We start from the raw sequence: 18,493 nt of genomic DNA on the forward strand, positions 1-18,493 counted from the left end.
TGGTGGTGCAGGCGGCCGTGAGGGCCGTGGCGGTGACGAGTCCGGCGGCTGCTTGGAGGACCGTCCGGCGATCGGTCTGGGTCACCTGCCCTATTTAAGGGGGTTACGGGTGAATTCCGGGTATTTTCGCGTCCGCCATCCGCACGTCAGCGGTCCGCGACCCTCATCTCGAACCAGGTCGTCTTGCCCCGGGGCAGCAGATCCACTCCCCAGCGGTCCGCCAGTTTGTCCACCAGGAACAGGCCCCTGCCGCTGAGGTCCAGCTCCTGGACCGGCATCAGACACGGCAGGCCCCGCGACGGGTCGCGGACCTCGATACGGATCCAGCCGCGACGCCGGCGCATCCGGAGGCCGAAGACCCGGGCCCCGGTGTGGCGTACGGCGTTCCCCACCAGTTCCGAGACGAGTAAGACCGCGTCCTCCGTCATCTTCGCGGTCAGGCCCCACTGGCGCAGGACGACCACCTGGGCCAGGCGGCGGGCGGTCGCGGCGGATTCCGGGCGGGAAGGGAGCGGAACTTCCCGCTCCGTCGGGTTGCCGAACAACTCCAGCGCCTTCAAGCCGTATTCGTCCTCGACCGCCGGCGACCAGCGCGCCGCGGTCGCACGGCCGTGTCCCCGCGGCTGTTCGATGCCCTCCAGCCCCGCCATGCCCCCATCATGGCCGCCCAGAGCCCCGTCCGGGGCCGTCTCTGCGGAATACGCCCCCCGGAATCCACTGTTCCGCGAGCGCCGTTCGGCATATGCCAAAGGCATTTCGAGGTCCGCCGCGACCCCTCTGACCTGCGGCGAAGGCTCTGGTGACGGCAATCGACGGGCCTCCTCGACAAGACAGGCTTAAGGCTGCGTTAAGGCTGCCATAAACCGTCCCATCGAGGGACCCGGATGAGACATCGCGTCAATTGCAAGAGGCTCCGCGGTATTCGGCGGAGTGAATCAGAGGAACTTCGCCTTGCCCGGGCCGTCCTCGACGAAGCTGCGCATCCCGGTCTCCCGGTCGGCCGTGGCGAACAGGCCCGCGAACCAGTTGCGTTCCACCGCGAGGCCGGTGTCGATGTCCGTCTCCAGGCCGGTGTCGATGGACTCCTTCGCGGCGCGCAGCGCGATCGCCGGGCCCTGCGCGAGCTTCGCGGCCCAGGCGTGCGCGGCGGTGTACACCTCCTCGGCGGGGACCACGCGGTCCACCAGACCCAGCGTCAGCGCCTCGTCCGCCTTGACCATCCGGCCGGTGAAGATGAGGTCCTTCGCCTTGGAGGGACCCACCAGCCGGGACAGCCGCTGGGTGCCGCCCGCGCCCGGGATCAGGCCGAGCAGGATCTCGGGCTGGCCCAGCTTCGCGTTCTCGGCGGCGATCCGGAAGTCCGCGCACAGGGCCAGTTCGCAGCCGCCGCCGAGGGCGTAGCCGGTGACCGCCGCGACCACCGGCTTGGGGATGCGGGCCACGGCGGTGAAGGAGTCCTGGAGGGCGCGGGAGCGCAGGACCATGGCCGTGTGGTCCATGGCCTGCATCTCCTTGATGTCCGCGCCGGCCGCGAACACCTTCTCGCCGCCGTAGATCACCACCGCGCGCACGTCCTCCCGGCGGCTCGCCTCCTCGGCGAGCTCCTTGAGGCGGTCCTGGGTGGCGACGTCCAGCGCGTTCATCGGGGGGCGGTCCAGGCGGAGCGTGCCCACACCGTCGGCGACTTCGAGATTCACGGTCATGCTCCGCAGGTTAACGGTGACTAACCCCCGCGCAGAAGGGCGGTCCCGTGGTGCCTGGGTCACAGACTCCTACTTCGTCCACTCCTCCCAGGACATGTTCCAGCCGTTGAGGCCGTTGTCCGGGGCGATGGTCGCGTCGTCGGAGTTCTTCACGACGACGACGTCGCCGATCATGGAGTGGTCGAAGAACCAGGCGGCCGGGGTCTTCTTGTCCCAGGCGCCCTTCACATCGCGCAGGCCGACGCAGCCGTGGCTGGCGTTGTAGTTGCCGAAGGCGTCGCCGCCCCAGTAGTTGCCGTGGATGAAGGTGCCGGACTGGCTCAGGCGCATGGCGTGCGGGACGTCGTCGATGTCGTACTCGCCGTCGTAGCCGACCGTGTCGCCGTTCATCCGGGTCTCGACGAACTTCTCGGTGATGACCATCTGGCCGTTCCAGGTGTCGTACCCGGGCTTGCCGGTGGTGACCGGGAGGGTCTTGACGACCTTGCCGTCCTGCATGACCTTCATCTTCTTGGTCTTCACGTCGACGACGGAGACCTGGTCGCGGCCGATGGTGAAAGAGAGGGTCTTGTCCTGCTTGCCGTAGACGCCGTCCCGGCCCTCGACGCCGTCGAGTTCGAGCTCGACGGTGACCTTGGTGCCTTCCTTCCAGTACTTCTCGGGGCGGAAGTCGAGGCGGTCGTTGCCGAACCAGTGGCCCTGGACGTCCACGGCGGGTTCGGTCTTGATGCGTACGGCCTTCTCGACGTCGTCCGGGTTGGTGATGCCCCGGTCGAAGCGGAGCGAGAAGGACATGCCCACGCCGACCTTGGAGCCGTCCTCCGGAGTGAAGGTGCCGAGGAAGGTGTGCTCCGGGGTCAGCGTGGTGAAGCTGGACTCCTCGGCGGCCTCGCGGCCCTCGGAGTCCTTGGCGACCGCGTGCACGGTGTACTCGGTGGAGGCGGCGAGGTGGGTGGACGGCGTCCAGCTCGCGCCCCCGTCGGTGATCTTCCCGGGTATCTTCTCGCCCTTGCCGTCCTTGACGACGACCTCGGAGAGCTTGCCCTTGCTCGCGCTGACCTTGAGGGCGCCGCTGGTGTCGACGGACTCGGCGCCGTCCTTCGGGGCTATGGAGACCACGGCCTGCGACGGCCCGCTCTGCGCGGTACCGGAGTCGCCGCCCTTGCCCTTGCCGTCCCCGGAGCCCGAGTCCGAGCCGCCACCGCACGCGGTGACCGCCAGCAGCAGACCTCCGGCGAGCACTGCCGTGAGCCTCCTGCGCGCGTCAACCGACGCCCCCGATATCGGTCGCACGTTCAAGTCCCTTGCTCCCCTCGCCGGGCCTGGTCAGGCCCCTGCCCCCGCGCGTCTGCCACGCGCTCGGCGCATATTAACCACAAGGTCATCCGCGGCGGCGCCCCGAGATTGTCACCGTTCCGTACCGAGTTACTTCACCGCACTTCCGGCCTTCCACTCCTTCCAGCCCATATTCCAGCCGCCCAGGCCGTTGTCGGGAGCGACCTTCTTGTCCTTGCTGCGGACGACCTCGACCACGTCCCCGATCAGGCTCCGGTCGAAGAACCAGCCCGCCGGGGTGTCCGAGCCGCCGCCCTTCACATCCCGGAGTCCCACGCAGCCGTGGCTGACGTTGACCTTCCCGAAGGCGTGCGGCGCCCAGTAGTTGCCGTGCAGGAAGGTGCCGGACTCGGTCAGCCGCATGGCGTGCGGGACGTCCGGGATGTCGTACTCGCCCTTGCCGTCGTAGTCGGTGAAGCCGACCGTGGCGCCGTTCATCCGGGTCACCTCGAGCATCTCGGTGACGACCATCTTGCCGTTGTAGGTGGTGGTCTTCGGGGCGCCCGCCGTGATCGGCACGGTGGCGAGCAGGTCGCCGTCGCGCCGGACCTCCATGGTGTGCTCGGCCGCGTCGACGGTGGAGACCTGATGGCGGCCGACGGTGAAGGAGAACGTCTTGTACTGCAGGCCGTAGACCCCCGGCGCGCCCTCCACGTCGCGGAGCTTGAGGGAGACGGTGACCTGGGTGCCGGGCTTCCAGTACCGCTCGGGGCGGAAGTCGAGGCGGCCCTTGCCGAACCAGTGCGGGCGGATCTCGACGGCCGGGCGGGCGGTGACGTGGACGGCGCGCTCCACGGCGGCCCGGTTCTCGATCTCCCGGTTGAACTCCAGGGAGACGATCATTCCGGTGCCGACCGTGGAGCGGTTCTCCGGGGAGACGTACCCGATGAACCGCTCCTCGGGGACGTAGGTGGTGAAGGTGGTGTGCCGGGCGGAGCGGCGGCCGTGGGCGTCCAGGGCCACCACGTCGACGGTGTAGCGGGCGGCCAGCGCCAGGTGCCGGTCGTCGGGTTCCCAGCGCAGTCCGTCGGCGGAGATCTGCCCGGGGACCGGGGTCTCCTGCGCGTCCTGCGACTTGACGACCTTCACCGACTCCAGGCGCCCGCTGGGCACCCCCACCCGCAGCTTCGCCTCGGGCTTCACGCCCCGGCTGCCGTCGGCCGGGAAGACGCGGATCACCTCCTCGGGTGCCCGGGGTTTGCCGAGCCCGCCGAGGCCGGCCCCTCCGGTCGTCTCCGACGTGCAGCCGGCGGCTCCGGCCAGCAGTCCTGCCCATGTCAGTACGGCGGCCAGTGCGGCCCCCGCGCGCCGCGCGCGCCCTTGTACGTGCCTCACGAGGAACCCAACGAGCGGGCACGCTCCGGGGAAACGTGAGTGCGAGCCAAGCGCTGGGCAGAACAGTGGGGAGGACGACGCGACGGGGAGCCGCTGCCGGGGTCTTGCATGCCCGTTTGCACGTCGTTCAGCGAGCCGTGGGAGGCCAAGGGTGTCCAGCAGCGCAGCCGAGCGTGAGGCAGTGGCTCAGGAGCGGGCCGCCGAAGGGCCGGGGGCCGTGTTGAACGGTGCCCCGCGCCGGACGCCGGGCATGCCCGTGTGGCCGGGTGCGCCCACCCCGCTGGGCGCCCGCTTCCGGGTGGGCCCGGACGGGGTGGCCGGTACCAACTTCGCGCTGTGGGCGGGGGGTGCCGAAGCGGTCGAGCTGTGTCTGTTCGACGACGCGGGCAAGGAGACCCGGGCCAGGCTGACCGAGCTGACGCACGAGATCTGGCACGGCTTCGTGCCCGGCGTGCTGCCGGGCCAGCGCTACGGCTTCCGGGTGCACGGCCGCTGGGACCCCTGGACCGGCGCCCGCTGGAACCCGGCGAAGCTGCTGCTCGACCCGTACGCCCGCGCGGTGGACGGTGACTTCGGGCTGCCGCCGGAGGTGTACGGCCATGTCCGGGACTGGCCGCAGCAGCAGGTCGCGGACACCGTCCGGGACGACCGGGACTCGGCGCCGTACGTCCCCAAGGGCGTCGTCGTGCACGATGACGACGACTGGACGGACGACCGGAGGCCGAAGACGCCCTGGGCGGACTCGGTCATCTACGAGGTGCACGTCCGCGGCTTCACCCGGCTGCACCCGGGCATCCCCGAGGAACTGCGCGGGACGTACGCGGGTCTCGCGCACCCGGCGGCTATCGAGCACCTGGTCAAGCTGGGCGTGACGGCCGTGGAGCTGCTGCCGGTCCACCAGTTCGCGCACGAGGACCATCTGCTGCGGCGCGGCCTGAAGAACTACTGGGGCTACAACTCCATCGGCTACTTCGCCCCGCACGCCGGGTACGCGGCCTCCGGGACGAGGGGGCAGCAGGTCGGCGAGTTCAAGCGGATGGTGCAGGCGCTGCACCAGGCCGGCATCGAGGTCATCCTCGACGTGGTCTACAACCACACGGCGGAGGCCGGCGAACTGGGCCCCACCCTGTCCCTGAAGGGCATCGACAACCGGGGCTACTACCGCCTGCAGTCGGACGCGCGCCGGTACGCCGACTACACGGGCTGCGGCAACACCCTCCATGTGGTCCAGCCGCACGTGCTGCGGCTGATCACCGACTCGCTGCGCTACTGGGTCACCGAGATGGGCGTCGACGGCTTCCGCTTCGACCTCGCCGCCGCGCTGGCCCGCTCCATGCACGACGTCGACATGCTCTCCCCGTTCCTCGCCGTCATCGCCCAGGACCCGCTGCTGAGCCGGGTGAAGCTGATCGCCGAGCCGTGGGACGTGGGCTCCGGCGGCTACCAGGTGGGTGCGTTCCCGCCGCTGTGGACGGAGTGGAACGACCGCTACCGCAACGCCGTACGGGACTTCTGGCGGGGCGCGCTGCCGGACGTGCGGGACCTCGGCTACCGGCTGTCGGGGTCGAGCGACCTGTACGCGTGGGGCGGGCGGCGGCCGTACGCCTCCGTCAACTTCGTGACCGCGCACGACGGCTTCACGCTGCGCGACCTCGTCTCCTACGAGCGCAAGCACAACGAGGCCAACGGCGAGGGCAACCGGGACGGCACGGACGACAACCGGGCCTGGAACTGCGGCACGGAGGGCGAGACGGACGACGAGCGGGTACGGGAGCTCAGGCGGCGGCAGCTGCGGAACCTGCTGACCACCCTGCTGCTGTCCACGGGCGTGCCGATGCTGGTGGCGGGCGACGAGTTGGGGCGCACCCAGCGCGGCAGCAACAACGCCTACTGCCAGGACAACGAGATCAGCTGGCTGGACTGGGGCCTGCTGGAGGACCCCGGCTGGAAGGCGCTGTTCGAGCTGACCTCCCGGCTGATCGCGCTGCGCCACCGGCATCCGGTGCTGCGCCGACGGGCCTTCTTCTCCGGGCGCGCGCACTCGGCGGACGGGCTGCGGGACCTGGCCTGGTTCACCGCGCGGGGGACGGAGATGACGGAGCGGGACTGGTACGCGCCCGCCGCCACGCTCGGCATGTACCTCTCCGGGCGGGACATCCCCGGCCGGGACGAGCGGGGCGCCCCCATCGTCGACGACAGCTTCCTGGCCGTCCTGCACGCCGGGGACCAGCCGGTGAGCTTCGTGCTGCCGGCGCCGCCGTGGGCGGAGGAGTACGAGGTGGTCGTCGACACCGCGCGGGAGGAGCAGGACGCGGCGCCGGGGCTGGTGCACCGGGCGGGTACGGCGATCACGGTGCCGGCGCGGGCGGTGCTGCTGCTGAAGGTGGTGGCCTGACGGGGGTGGGCCGACGGGGGTGGCCTGACGGGCGCCGGGGCCCGCGCACCGGCCAAAACTCGGTGGGCGTTGTCAGTGGCAATCCGTAGGCTCGCTGCTGATGCCCACGACACCTGCGCCCGCCGAGGGCCGCTCCGCCGTCAGAACCCTGCTGCGCCTGTGGCCGTACGTCCGGCCCGTGCGGGCGCGGCTGTTCACCGCCGCGTTCGTGGCGATCCTCGCCTCGTGCACGGGGCTGGTGATCCCCCTCGTGCTGAAGTGGATGGTGGACGGGCCGGTCGCCGGGCGGGATCCGGCCGGGGTGTGGCTCGGGGCGCTGTTCCTGCTGCTGCTCGGGCTCGCCGAGGCGCTGCTGTTCGGACTGCGGCGGTGGCTGGTGGCCCGGCCGCTGTCGCATGTCGAGGCGGAGATGCGGGCGGGCCTGTACCGCCATCTCCAGCGGCTGCCGGTCGCCTTCCACGACCGGTGGGCGTCGGGGCAGTTGCTGTCCCGGGGGACCACCGATCTGATGCTGGTGCGGATGTTCCTCGCGTTCCCGCTGACCTTCCTGCTGGTCAACGGCGTCACGATCCTGGTCGGCGTGATCCTCATGCTGCTCCAGGACTGGACGCTGGGACTGGTGATCCTCGGGCCCGCCGTGCCGGTGATCGTGATGTGCGTGGTCTTCGAGAAGCGGTACGCCGAGGTGGCGCGGCGGGCGCAGGACCAGGTCGGGGATCTGACGACCGTGGTCGAGGAGAGCGTGCTCGGGATCCGGATCATCAAGGGGTTCGGGCGGCATCGGAGCCAGGCCCGGGCGTTCCGGGAGCTGTCGTCGACGCTGCGGGGGACCGAGCTGCGCAAGGCCCGGCTGCTGGCGGTGATCTGGGCGGTGATCGTGACGCTGCCCGAGGTGGCCGTCGGGGCGGCGCTGGTGGTGGGATGCGTGCAGGTCGCGGACGGGCAACTGTCGGCGGGCACGCTGGTGGCGTTCCTGTCCACGGCGCTCGCCCTGCGGTGGCCCGTGGAGTCGATCGGGTTCCTGCTGGCGATGAGCCAGGAGGCGGCGACGGCCACGGAGCGGTACTTCGAGGTGATCGACGAGGCGCCCGAGTCGGCGGAGCGGCACGCGCCGGGGGGCGTGGCGGCCGGGGCCGAAGGGCTGGTCTTCGAGGGCGTCTCCTTCCGCTACCCCGACGCCCCGCCCGACTCCCCGCCCGTTCTCGACCGCATCGATCTGCGCATCCGTCCCGGCGAGTCCATGGCCCTCGTCGGAGCCACCGGTTCCGGCAAGACCACACTCACCGCGCTGGTGCCCCGGTTGCACGAGGTCACCTCCGGGCGGATCACGCTGGACGGCGAGGACATCCGGGCCATGTCGCGGGAGGAGCTGCGCTCCAGGGTCGCCGTCGCCTTCGAGGAACCCACCCTGTTCTCCGCCTCCGTCGGGGAGAACGTGCTGATGGGGGCCGACGGCACCGCAGGAGCCGCGGAGCTGGACCGCGCACTGGACGTCGCCCAGGCCGGCTTCGTGCACTCCCTGCCGCAGGGCACCGGCACCCAGGTCGGCGAGCAGGGGCTCAGCCTCTCCGGCGGGCAGCGGCAACGGCTGGCCCTCGCCCGGGCCGTCGTCGGACGGCCGCGGTTCCTGGTGCTGGACGATCCGCTGTCCGCGCTCGACGTGCACACCGAGGCCGCCGTCGAGGCCGCGCTGCGGGAGGTGCTCGCACAGACCACCGCGATCGTCGTGGCGCACCGCCCGTCCACCGTCCTGCTCGCCGACCGGGTCGCGCTGCTGTCCGGCGGCCGGATCGTCGCGGTCGGCACGCACCACGAACTGTTGCGCAGCAACGCCGAGTACGCCCACCTGATGTCCGGAGCGGAGGCCCACGGATGACCGCGCCCACCCTCACCGCCCCGGCCAAGGACCGGCCCGAGGAGACCGGCGACTCGTTCGACCGGGACGTCCTGCCCACTCCCCCGGGCGCCACCGGCGCACTGCTGCGTTCGCTGCTGACGCCGATGAAGGCCCGGGTGGCGCTCACCACGCTGCTGCTGCTCGTCCAGCAGGCGGCCGTGCAGGCGGGCCCGCTGCTGGTGGCGTACGCCCTCGACCGGGCCGTACCGGCGTTCCGCGCGGGCGACCACGGCCCGCTGATCGCCGTGGCCGTGGGCTACCTGCTCTGCGCGACGGTCTCCGGCGCCCTGCAGTACGCGTTCGTCGTCGCCTCGGCCCGCGTCAACCAGGACGTGCTGCTGGACCTGCGCGGCCGGATCTTCCGGCACGCGCAGGCGCTGAGCATCGACTTCCACGAGCGTTACACGAGCGGCCGCCTGATCTCCCGGTCCACCACGGACGTGGAGTCGCTGCGGGAGCTGCTCAGCGAGGGGCTCCAGGAACTCGTGACCGTGATCCTGTCGTTCGTGTACATCTCCGCGCTGCTGCTCTGGCTGGACCTCGGGCTCGGCGCGGTCGCGGTCGCCTCCTTCGTGCCGCTGTTCCTGCTCATGCGGAACTACCAGCGGCGCGCCGGGCGGGTGTACCGGCTGCGGTCGACGGCCATCGCCTCGGTGATCGTGAAGTTCGTGGAGACGATGAACGGCATCCGGCCGGTGCGCGCGTTCCGCCGCGAGGCCGTCAACGACGCCGACTTCGCCGTACTGAACAAGCGGCACGAGCGGATCAACGGCGACGCGCTGCTGGAGATGGCCCGGTACGTGGTCGGTTCGCGGCTGGTCGCCAACACGGCCGTCGCCGCGATCGTGCTGTGGGGCGCCCACCGGGTCGCGGACGGCACGCTGGCGCTCGGCGTGCTGGCCGCCGCGGTGCTGTACCTGCGGCGGCTGTACGACCCGATCGACCGGCTCGGGATGTTCCTGAACTCCTACCAGTCGGCGGCGGCCTCCCTGGAGAAGATCGCCGGACTGCTGGCCCAGACCCCGTCCGTCCCCGAGCCGTCGGCGCCCAGGGAGCTCCCGGCACGCGAGTCCGAGCACCCGGGCCGCGAGGTCGTCTTCGACGGGGTGCGGTTCGCCTACCGCACCGGCGGTGAGGTACTGCCCGCCTTCGACCTCACCCTGCCGGCCGGGCAGACGGTCGCAGTGGTCGGCTCGACCGGCGCCGGCAAGTCGACGCTGGCGAAGCTGCTGGCCCGGTTCTACGACCCCACCGACGGCCGGGTGCTGCTGGACGGGGTCGATCTGCGCGAGCTGGCCGTGCCCGAACTGCGGCGCGGGGTGGTGATGGTGACCCAGGAGGCGTTCCTGTTCTCCGGCACGGTCGCCGAGAACATCGCCCTCGGGCGCCCGGACGCGACCCGGGAGGACATCGAGCGGGCCGCGAAGGCCATCGGCGCGCACGAGTTCATCAGCGCCCTGCCCGACGGCTACGACACGGACGTACGCAAGCGGGGCGGCCGCATCTCCGCCGGTCAGCGCCAACTCGTGGCGTTCGCGCGGGCGTTGCTTGCCGATCCCGCGGTGCTGATCCTCGACGAGGCGACCAGCTCGCTGGACATCCCCGGCGAGCGGGCGGTGCAGCGCGCGATGGCGACGGTGCTGCACGGCCGTACGGCGGTGGTGATCGCGCACCGGCTGTCCACCGTGGAGATCGCGGACCGGGTGCTGGTCATGGAGCACGGGCGGATCGTCGAGGACGGCTCGCCCGCCGAACTCATCGCGGAGACGGGGCGATTCGCGGATCTGCACCGGGCGTGGCGGGACAGTCTCGCGTAGCGCCGGGGCAGGTCCGCGGCCCTGGGGCCGAAGGGTTCCGCGGCGCCGGATCCGAAGGGTTCGTATAGCGAACATGAATTCCCGGACAACGAACCATTTCCGGCCAACTTTCTGACGCGCCCCTGACAGGAGTGCTGATCTCCTGCCACTCTTCCCACGGCCGACGCACAGCAACCCCATAGGTTCGTTCACCCGCTGCGCCCGGCCGTCGCTCCCGCACGTCGTTCTGCGTACCGCTGCTCTGCCCGCCCGGCCCACCCGCCGGACGGTCTCCCCTGGCCGCGCGATCCGCGGCCGCGCAGAAGGAGTCAGTTTTGAGAAGCAGTTCCTCGGACAGACGCACCCCCCACAGATCCACCACCCGCCGGGCCGCGGCAGCCGCCCTCGTCGGAGTGGCCGCCCTGATCGCCACGGCCGTCCAGTCGGGCGCCGCCACCGCCGCCCCGGAGAAGGCACCGTCGGCCGCGGGCAAGGTCATCCCCGGCGCCGAGTCCGTCAAGCTCACCCCCGCCCAGCGCGCCGAGCTGATCCGCACGGCCAACGCCACCAAGGCGGAGACCGCCGCGGAGCTGGGCCTGGGCGCCAAGGAGAAGCTGGTCGTCCGTGACGTCCTCAAGGACGGCAACGGCACGATCCACACCCGCTACGAGCGCACCTACGACGGCCTGCCCGTCCTCGGCGGCGACCTCGTCGTCAAGAGCACCGAGGCGGACGCCACCGCGGCCGTCGTGAAGGCCACGAAGCGGGCCATCGAGCCGGCCACCACCAAGGCGGCGGTGTCCGCGGCGAAGGCCGAGCGGCAGGCCCTGGCCGCGGCGAAGGCGGAGGACGCCAAGGACGCCGACGTCAACCGGGCCCCGCGCAAGGTGATCTGGGCGGCGAACGGCACCCCGAAGGTGGCGTTCGAGACGGTCGTCGGCGGCTTCCAGCACGACGGCACCCCGCAGGAACTGCACGTCATCACGGACGCCACCTCGGGCGAGAAGCTCTACGAGTGGGAGGCGATCGAGACCGGCACCGGCAACACCGTCTACAGCGGCACGGTGACGCTCGGGACCACCCAGTCCGGCTCGACGTACAACCTCACCGACGGCGCACGCGGCAACCACAAGACGTACAACCTCAACCGCGGCACCTCCGGCACCGGGACGCTCTTCTCCGGACCGGACGACGTGTGGGGCAACGGCAGCCCGTCCAACCTGGAGTCGGCCGCCGCCGACGCGCACTACGGCGCCGCGCTGACCTGGGACTACTACAAGAACGTGCACGGTCGCAGCGGCATCCGCGGCGACGGCGTCGGCGCGTACTCCCGGGTCCACTACGGCAACAACTACGTCAACGCGTTCTGGTCCGACAGCTGCTTCTGCATGACCTACGGCGACGGCTCGGGCAACGCCAACCCGCTGACCTCGATCGACGTGGCCGCGCACGAGATGACCCACGGGCTCACCTCCAACACCGCGGGCCTGGTCTACAGCGGCGAGTCCGGCGGCCTGAACGAGGCGACCTCCGACATCTTCGGCTCGACCGTCGAGTTCTTCGCCAACAACTCCTCCGACGTCGGTGACTACCTCATCGGCGAGGAGATCAACATCAACGGCGACGGCACCCCGTTGCGCTACATGGACAAGCCGAGCAGGGACGGCTCGTCCAAGGACAACTGGTACTCGGGGATCGGCTCGATCGACGTGCACTACTCGTCGGGCCCCGCCAACCACTTCTTCTACCTGCTGAGCGAGGGCAGCGGCGCCAAGACCATCAACGGCGTCAGCTACAACTCGCCGACCGCGGACGGCCTCGCGGTCACCGGCATCGGCCGGGCCAAGGCGGAGAAGATCTGGTTCCGCGCGCTGACCACGAAGTTCACCTCCACCACCAACTACGCGGGCGCCCGCACCGGCACCCTCGCGGCGGCCGGTGAGCTGTACGGCACCACCAGCCCCGAGTACGCGGCGGTCCAGCACGCCTGGGCGGGCGTCGCGGTCGGCGCGCGGCCCGGCGGCGGCGGTGGCGGCACCTCCTTCGAGAACACCGCCGACGTGGCCATCCCGGACCGGGGCGCGGCGGTCACCTCGTCGATCACCGTCTCCGGGCGGACGGGCAACGCGCCGTCGAACCTCGCGGTGGCGGTCGACATCGTCCACACCTACATCGGTGACCTCCAGGTGCAGCTGATCGCCCCCGACGGCACGGCGTACACGCTGAAGGGCTACGGCACCGGCGGCAGCGCGGACAACATCAACACCACGTACACGGTGAACGCCTCCTCCGAGGTGGCCAACGGCGTCTGGCAGTTGCGGGTCCAGGACAACGCGGCCGTCGACACCGGTTACATCAACAGCTGGAAGCTGACGTTCCCGTAGAACGTCCGGCTCCCCTGTGAACAGGGCGCCGTCCCGGTGGTTCGACTCCCCGGGACGGCGCCCGCTGCGTGCTCCGGACGCCGGCCGCCCTACGCTAGGGCCCCATGTCCTTCACGTACGACGATGTCGGCGCCACCCGGGAGCCCGAGTTCTGCCCGCCCGGATTCCGTCCCCTGCATGTGCGCACCCGCATCGGCGAGGGCCACGAGGTCTTCAGCCGGGCGGCCGAGGCGGTGCTGACCTGGGACATGCACCGGGCGGTGGGCGTCGGCATCGACGCCTCCGCGGAACGGGCCGCGCCCGGGGTCGACGTCACCGTCACCCTGGCCGGCGTCATCAAGGCACCGTGCCGGGTGGTCTGGACGGTGGAGGAACCCCGCCGCGCGGGCTGGGCGTACGGCACGCTGACCGGGCACCCGGAGTGCGGCGAGGAGGCCTTCGTCGTGGACCGCACCGGGGACGGCACCGTCTGGCTGACGGTGCACGCCTTCAGCCGGGGCGCGAAGTGGTACGCCCGCGCCGGGGGCCCCGCCAACCGCGGCCTGCAGCAGGCGTACGCGCGGCGGTGCGGGGCGGCGCTGCGCAGGCTGTGCGGGGGCGACACCGACTGACGCCCCCGCCGTACCGCCTCAGCGCAGGAGCACCCCGGCGCCCTCCACCACGTCCTCAGAGGGCGCGGTGACGAGCCCCAGTTCCGCGCTCGACGCCAGCAGCCGGTGCGCCGGAAGGATCCGTACCGTGTAGCCGTACGGCCCCGTGCGGTCCAGGGACAGCGGGCCCTCGTAGACCCAGCGGCCGTCCAGGTCGGGCCCGCCCGTCGGCTTCAGCGGGACCGTCGCCGCGTCCGTGATCCGGTCCTCGGCGTCCACCCGGCCCGAGACCGCCTGGACCTCCACGTCGTCGGGGACCAGCTCGCCGAGGCCGACGCGGACCCGCAGGCTCAGGGTCGTGCCCAGCTCCGCCGTCGTCGTGGCCACCGAGGTCTCGACATGGTCGACGCTCACCCGGTGCCAGGCCCCCCGCACCCGCGCCTTCCACGTCGCCAGTTCGCGCGCGGAGTCCGCGTCCATCGAGCGGTGGGCGAGCGCGGCCGGGGTGTACAGGCGCTCGACGTACTCCCGGACCATCCGCCCGGCCAGCACCTTCGGGCCGAGCAGGGTGAGGGTCTGGCGGACCATCTCGATCCAGCGGTCGGGCAGTCCGCCCTGGCCGCGCTCGTAGAAGCGCGGGGTGACCCGCTGCTCCAGCAGGTCGTAGAGCGCGGCCGCCTCGATGTCGTCCCGCCGGTCCGGGTCCGTCTGGGAACCGTCCGCGGTGGGGATCGCCCAGCCGAAGTCCGGCTGGAACCACTCGTCCCACCAGCCGTCCAGCACCGACAGATTGAGACAGCCGTTCAGCGCCGCCTTCATGCCCGAGGTGCCGCACGCCTCCAGCGGGCGGAGCGGATTGTTCAGCCAGATGTCGCAGCCCGGGTACAGCTTCTGCGCCATCGCCATGCCGTAGTCCGGCAGGAAGACGATCCGGTGGCGGACCCGCGGATCGTCCGCGAACCGCACCAGGTCCTGGATGAGCCGCTTGCCGCCGTCGTCCGCCGGGTGCGCCTTGCCCGCCACCACGATCTGGATCGGGTGCTCGGGGTGCAGCAGCAGCTCCATCAGCCGGTCCTGGTCGCGCAGCATCAGCGTGAGGCGCTTGTACGACGGGACCCGGCGGGCGAAGCCGATGGTGAGGACGTCCGGGTCCAGCACCCCGTCGATCCACCCAAGCTCCGCGCTGCCCGCGCCGCGCTGCCGCCAGGAGGCGCGCAGCCGCTCGCGCACCTCCGTCACCAGCTGTTCGCGCAGCACCCGGCGCAGCTCCCAGATCTCCTGGTCCGGGATGTCCGCCACCGCGTCCCAGCGGTCCGAACCGCCGACGGTGAACGCGTCCTCGGTGCGCTGGGCGCCGATCTGCTTGGCGCCGAGCCGGAAGACCTCGGGCGCGACCCAGGTCGGGGCGTGCACGCCGTTGGTGACCGAGGTGATCGGCACCTCGTCGGCGTCGAAGCCCGGCCAGAGCCCGGAGAACATCTCCCGGCTGACGTTGCCGTGCAGCAGCGAGACCCCGTTGGCGCGCTGGCCGAGGCGCAGGCCCATCACCGCCATGTTGAACAGGTTCGGTTCGCCCCCGGCGTAGGACTCCATGCCGAGCTGGAGGATCCGCTCGACGTCGATGCGCGGGAGTTCGGCGTCGGGCCCGAAGTGGCGGGCGACGAGCTCGCGGTCGAAGCGGTCGATGCCGGCCGGGACGGGGGTGTGGGTGGTGAAGACGGTCCCGGCCCGGACCGCCTCCAGGCCGGAGTCGAAGTCGAGACCCCGGTCGCAGAGTTCGGCGATCCGCTCCAGCCCGAGGAAGCCCGCGTGCCCCTCGTTGGTGTGGAAGACCTCGGGCTCCGCGTGGCCCGTCAGCCGGCAGTACGTCCGGACCGCCCGTACCCCTCCTATGCCGAGCAGCATCTCCTGGAGCAGCCGGTGCTCGCTGCCGCCGCCGTAGAGCCGGTCGGTCACCCCGCGCTCGCCGAGGTCGTTCTCCTCCACGTCGGAGTCGAGGAGCAGCAGCGGGACCCTGCCGACCTGGGCCAGCCAGACGCGGGCGTGCAGGGAGCGGCCGCCGGGCAGGGCGAGGGAGACCTGGGCGGGGGTGCCGTCGGCCTCCCTGAGCAGGGCCACCGGCAGCTCGTTGGGGTCGAGCACCGGGTAGTGCTCCTGCTGCCAGCCGTCCCTCGAAAGGCTCTGCCGGAAGTAGCCGTGCCGGTACAGCAGCCCCACACCGATCAGCGGCACCCCGAGATCGCTGGCCGCCTTCAGATGGTCGCCGGCCAGGATGCCCAGGCCGCCGGAGTACTGCGGCAGGGCGGCGGTGATGCCGAACTCGGGGGAGAAATAGGCGACGGCGGCCGGGAGTTCGGAGGACTGGGCCTGGTACCAGCGGTCACCGGAGACATAGTCGTGGAGGTCGTCGGCAACGGCCGTCAGACGGCGCAGGAAGCGCCGGTCCTCGGCCAGCTCGGCCAGCCTTCCCGGTGCCACACTGCCCAGGAGGCGTACCGGATCGCCGTTGGAGGCGGCCCAGCGCTCGGGATCGACGGACTGGAAGAGGTCGCGGGTCTCCGCATGCCAGGACCAGCGCAGATTGCGCGCCAGGTCGCTGAGCGGCCGCAGGGGTTCGGGGAGAACGGGACGGACGGTGAATCGACGGATCGCCTTCACATTCCACCTCGGCAGGCGTGCGGAAGAGGACGCACGGCGGTGTGCGTCCTGTCATCATCTGCACGGTATCGGTGCGGGCGCTTTGTAACCACGGCGCCTGTCCCCGCGTCTCCATCGAACCTGGAGGCTCACTCCACTCGGACCACTCACGCACGTCGTCCGAAAAGCACCGCAACCTCCTCGGGTCCGCCATCGGCGATATGGCCGATTCCGCCCCTGCAGGCGTCCTTGTGGCGACTTCGTCCCCCACGAGAGGCTGCTCGTGGCGTTCGGCCCGCGCCGGGTGCGACCCGGCAGGCAGCGGTGGCCGGACGCCGAGTCGAGGGAGGGGACTCGGACCATGGCACGGACGCGAACCCGGCGTCTGCGCTGGGCGGGCGGCCTGACCGCGGTGACCTGCACCGCGGCACTTTCGGCCAGCAGCCCGCCCGCGCACGCCGCACCGGAGGGGCGGATTCTCGGCGCCGGTATGCCCGGCTCCGTCAGCGGAAGCTACCTGGTGACGCTCAAGGGGGGAACACAGGCCCCGTCGGTGGCCGGAAAGGACCTGGCGGAGCAGTACGGGGCGAGAATCAGCCACACTTACGGCACCGTTCTCAACGGTTACGCGGTCCGGGCGAGCGAGAGACAGGCCCGGCGCCTCGCGGCCGACCCGCGTGTCGCCTCCGTCGCGCAGGACACCCGGGTGGCCCTGCACACCACCTGGAATAACCCGCCGTCCTGGGGTCTCGACCGCGTGGACCAGCGGAGCCTGCCGCTGAACGGCCGCTACAGCGCACCCGGGTCCGCGGGCGCCGGGGTGACGGTCTACGTGATCGACACGGGCGTCCGCATCACGCACAAGGACTTCGGCGGCCGGGCGAGACACGGCTGGGACTTCGTCGGCGGCGACCGGTCCGCGGGGGACGGCAACGGCCACGGCACCCATGTGGCGGGCACGGTCGCCGGATCGGCGTACGGCGTCGCCAAGAAGGCCGAGGTGGTCTCCGTGCGCGTCCTCGACAACGCGGGTGACGGCACCACCGCCCGGGCCATCGCCGGCATCGACTGGGTGACCAGGAACGCCAAGAAACCGGCGGTCGCCAACCTCAGCCTGGGCGGCGGCTACAACGCCCAGCTCGACGCCGCCGTACGCAACTCCATCGCGTCCGGCGTCACGTACACCGTCGCCGCGGGCAACGACGGCCGCCCGGCCGGCCTCTTCTCACCGGCCGGGGTGCGCCAGGCGGTCACGGTCGGCGCCACCGACCGCAAGGACGCGCGGGCGCGCTTCTCCAACTTCGGCTCGGCCCTGGACCTGTTCGCACCGGGCGTGTCGATCACCTCGGCGTCGTCCGCGGGCGACCGCGCCAGGGTCACCTCCTCGGGTACGTCGATGGCGGCGCCGCACGCGGCGGGCGCGGCCGCGCTCTACCTGGCCGGACATCGCACGGCCACGCCCGCGCAGGTTTCCCGGGCACTCGTCGCCCGGGCGGTGAGTGGAAAGGTCTCCGGGCGGGGACTCGGCTCACCGAACGAACTGCTCCAGGTACCGGGCTCGTAGCGACATGTTCGCGACCCGTTGAGAACGACCCGGAAGGATCGGCCCCGTTCCCCCGGACGGGGCCGGTTTGTGTGCAGCCGTACGCGTAAGTAGTTAACAAAGTGCCGGATTGCTCACCCGAATAGGGTGGGAAGGCTCCCCCGGTACACCCCACAGGCACACCACAACTGCATCCCGCAGGACCCACCTGCCCATATCCATCCGCCCACCCACGTTGACGCGGACAGGAGCGGTCATGCCCGCCAAGCACCACTCGTCAGCACCCTCGACGCGCAAGCCCGAGCGATCTCCCTCACGACGCCCGGCCGCCGCCGGACCGCCCGGCGCGGAGCCACCCTCCGCGAACGGCGCTCCCGGCGTCGGGCGCATACCCGTCCTCGACGTCCGCCCGTTCGTCCAGCGCGGCCGCAGGCCCGCCAAGGCGGTCGTGGGCGAGACGTTCGAGGTCTCCGCGACCGTGTTCCGCGAGGGGCACGACGCCGTGGCCGCCAATGTCGTGCTGCGCGATCCCGGGGGCCGTCCCGGTCCCTGGACGCCGATGCGCGAACTGACGCCGGGCACCGACCGCTGGGGCGCCGAGGTCACCCCCGACGCCGAGGGCCTGTGGACGTACACGGTGGAGGCGTGGGGCGATCCGGTGACCACCTGGCGCCACCACGCCCAGATCAAGATCCCGGCCGGGATGGACACCGAGCTGGTCCTGGAGGAGGGCGCCCGGCTGTACGAGCGGGCCGCCACCGAAGTCCCCTCCGAGCAGCGGAAGATCCTCCTCATCGCGGCCGAACACCTCAGGGACGGCACCCGTCCGGCGACCGCCCGCCTCGCGGCGGCCCTGACTCCCGAGGTGGACGCGGTGC

12 protein-coding genes are annotated in these 18,493 nt (G+C 71.6%); 7 read left to right on the forward strand and 5 right to left on the reverse strand.

Features of this window, described 5'->3' with window-relative positions; translation table 11 throughout:
• Positions 1-146: 146 nt before the first annotated feature.
• The 4 genes from M8H82_RS35630 to M8H82_RS35645 form a co-directional block, all read right to left on the reverse strand.
• A complete protein-coding gene (locus M8H82_RS35630; RefSeq protein ID WP_250079765.1) occupies positions 147-650 on the reverse strand; it encodes an ATP-binding protein in 504 nt (167 codons plus the stop codon).
• A 285-nt stretch (positions 651-935) separates the two neighbouring features.
• Positions 936-1,703 carry an enoyl-CoA hydratase/isomerase family protein gene (locus M8H82_RS35635; RefSeq protein WP_250079766.1) on the reverse strand — a complete coding sequence of 256 codons (768 nt, stop codon included), beginning with the start codon at positions 1,701-1,703 and terminating at the stop codon, positions 936-938.
• Positions 1,704-1,772: 69 nt separating this feature from the next.
• Positions 1,773-3,002: an Ig-like domain-containing protein gene (locus tag M8H82_RS35640; protein WP_284049753.1), complete on the reverse strand. Its 1,230-nt coding sequence runs from the start codon at positions 3,000-3,002 to the stop codon at positions 1,773-1,775.
• Between the two features lie 126 nt (positions 3,003-3,128).
• Positions 3,129-4,373 (reverse strand): Ig-like domain-containing protein, encoded by a 1,245-nt coding sequence (locus M8H82_RS35645; RefSeq protein WP_250079771.1) that lies wholly within the window; start codon positions 4,371-4,373, stop codon positions 3,129-3,131.
• A gap of 151 nt (positions 4,374-4,524) precedes the next feature.
• On the opposite strand from M8H82_RS35645, the gene glgX reads away from it, so the two are divergent.
• The 5 genes from glgX to M8H82_RS35670 all read left to right on the forward strand — a co-directional run bounded on the left by glgX (position 4,525) and on the right by M8H82_RS35670 (position 13,456).
• Positions 4,525-6,768: a glycogen debranching protein GlgX gene (glgX, locus tag M8H82_RS35650; protein ID WP_250079775.1), complete on the forward strand. Its 2,244-nt coding sequence runs from the start codon at positions 4,525-4,527 to the stop codon at positions 6,766-6,768.
• Positions 6,769-6,868: 100 nt separating this feature from the next.
• On the forward strand, positions 6,869-8,644 hold the full coding sequence (locus M8H82_RS35655) for an ABC transporter ATP-binding protein (protein WP_250079778.1): 1,776 nt from the start codon (positions 6,869-6,871) through the stop codon (positions 8,642-8,644).
• Positions 8,641-10,482 carry an ABC transporter ATP-binding protein gene (locus M8H82_RS35660; RefSeq protein WP_250079780.1) on the forward strand — a complete coding sequence of 614 codons (1,842 nt, stop codon included), beginning with the start codon at positions 8,641-8,643 and terminating at the stop codon, positions 10,480-10,482. Before M8H82_RS35655 ends, M8H82_RS35660 begins: the two co-directional genes overlap by 4 nt.
• A 314-nt stretch (positions 10,483-10,796) precedes the next feature.
• Positions 10,797-12,845: a M4 family metallopeptidase gene (locus tag M8H82_RS35665; protein ID WP_250079782.1), complete on the forward strand. Its 2,049-nt coding sequence runs from the start codon at positions 10,797-10,799 to the stop codon at positions 12,843-12,845.
• Positions 12,846-12,949: 104 nt separating this feature from the next.
• Positions 12,950-13,456, forward strand: a complete 507-nt coding sequence (locus M8H82_RS35670; RefSeq protein ID WP_250079783.1) for a DUF1990 domain-containing protein — start codon at positions 12,950-12,952, stop codon at positions 13,454-13,456.
• Between the two features lie 18 nt (positions 13,457-13,474).
• Here the strand turns inward: M8H82_RS35670 and M8H82_RS35675 are convergent, their stop codons facing one another.
• Entirely contained in the window at positions 13,475-16,093 is a 2,619-nt protein-coding gene (locus M8H82_RS35675) for a glycosyltransferase family 1 protein (protein WP_250079785.1), read from the reverse strand.
• A gap of 340 nt (positions 16,094-16,433) precedes the next feature.
• Here M8H82_RS35675 and M8H82_RS35680 point away from each other — a divergent pair, with 340 nt between their 5' ends.
• Positions 16,434-17,636, forward strand: a complete 1,203-nt coding sequence (locus M8H82_RS35680) for a S8 family peptidase (RefSeq protein WP_250079787.1) — start codon at positions 16,434-16,436, stop codon at positions 17,634-17,636.
• A gap of 235 nt (positions 17,637-17,871) precedes the next feature.
• Positions 17,872-18,493: maltotransferase domain-containing protein (locus M8H82_RS35685; RefSeq protein ID WP_250079790.1), on the forward strand; the 622-nt coding region annotated here is incomplete at its 3' end.

Source organism: Streptomyces sp. YS415, from assembly GCF_023544665.1.
In the GTDB taxonomy this organism is placed as follows: Bacteria; Actinomycetota; Actinomycetes; order Streptomycetales; family Streptomycetaceae; genus Streptomyces.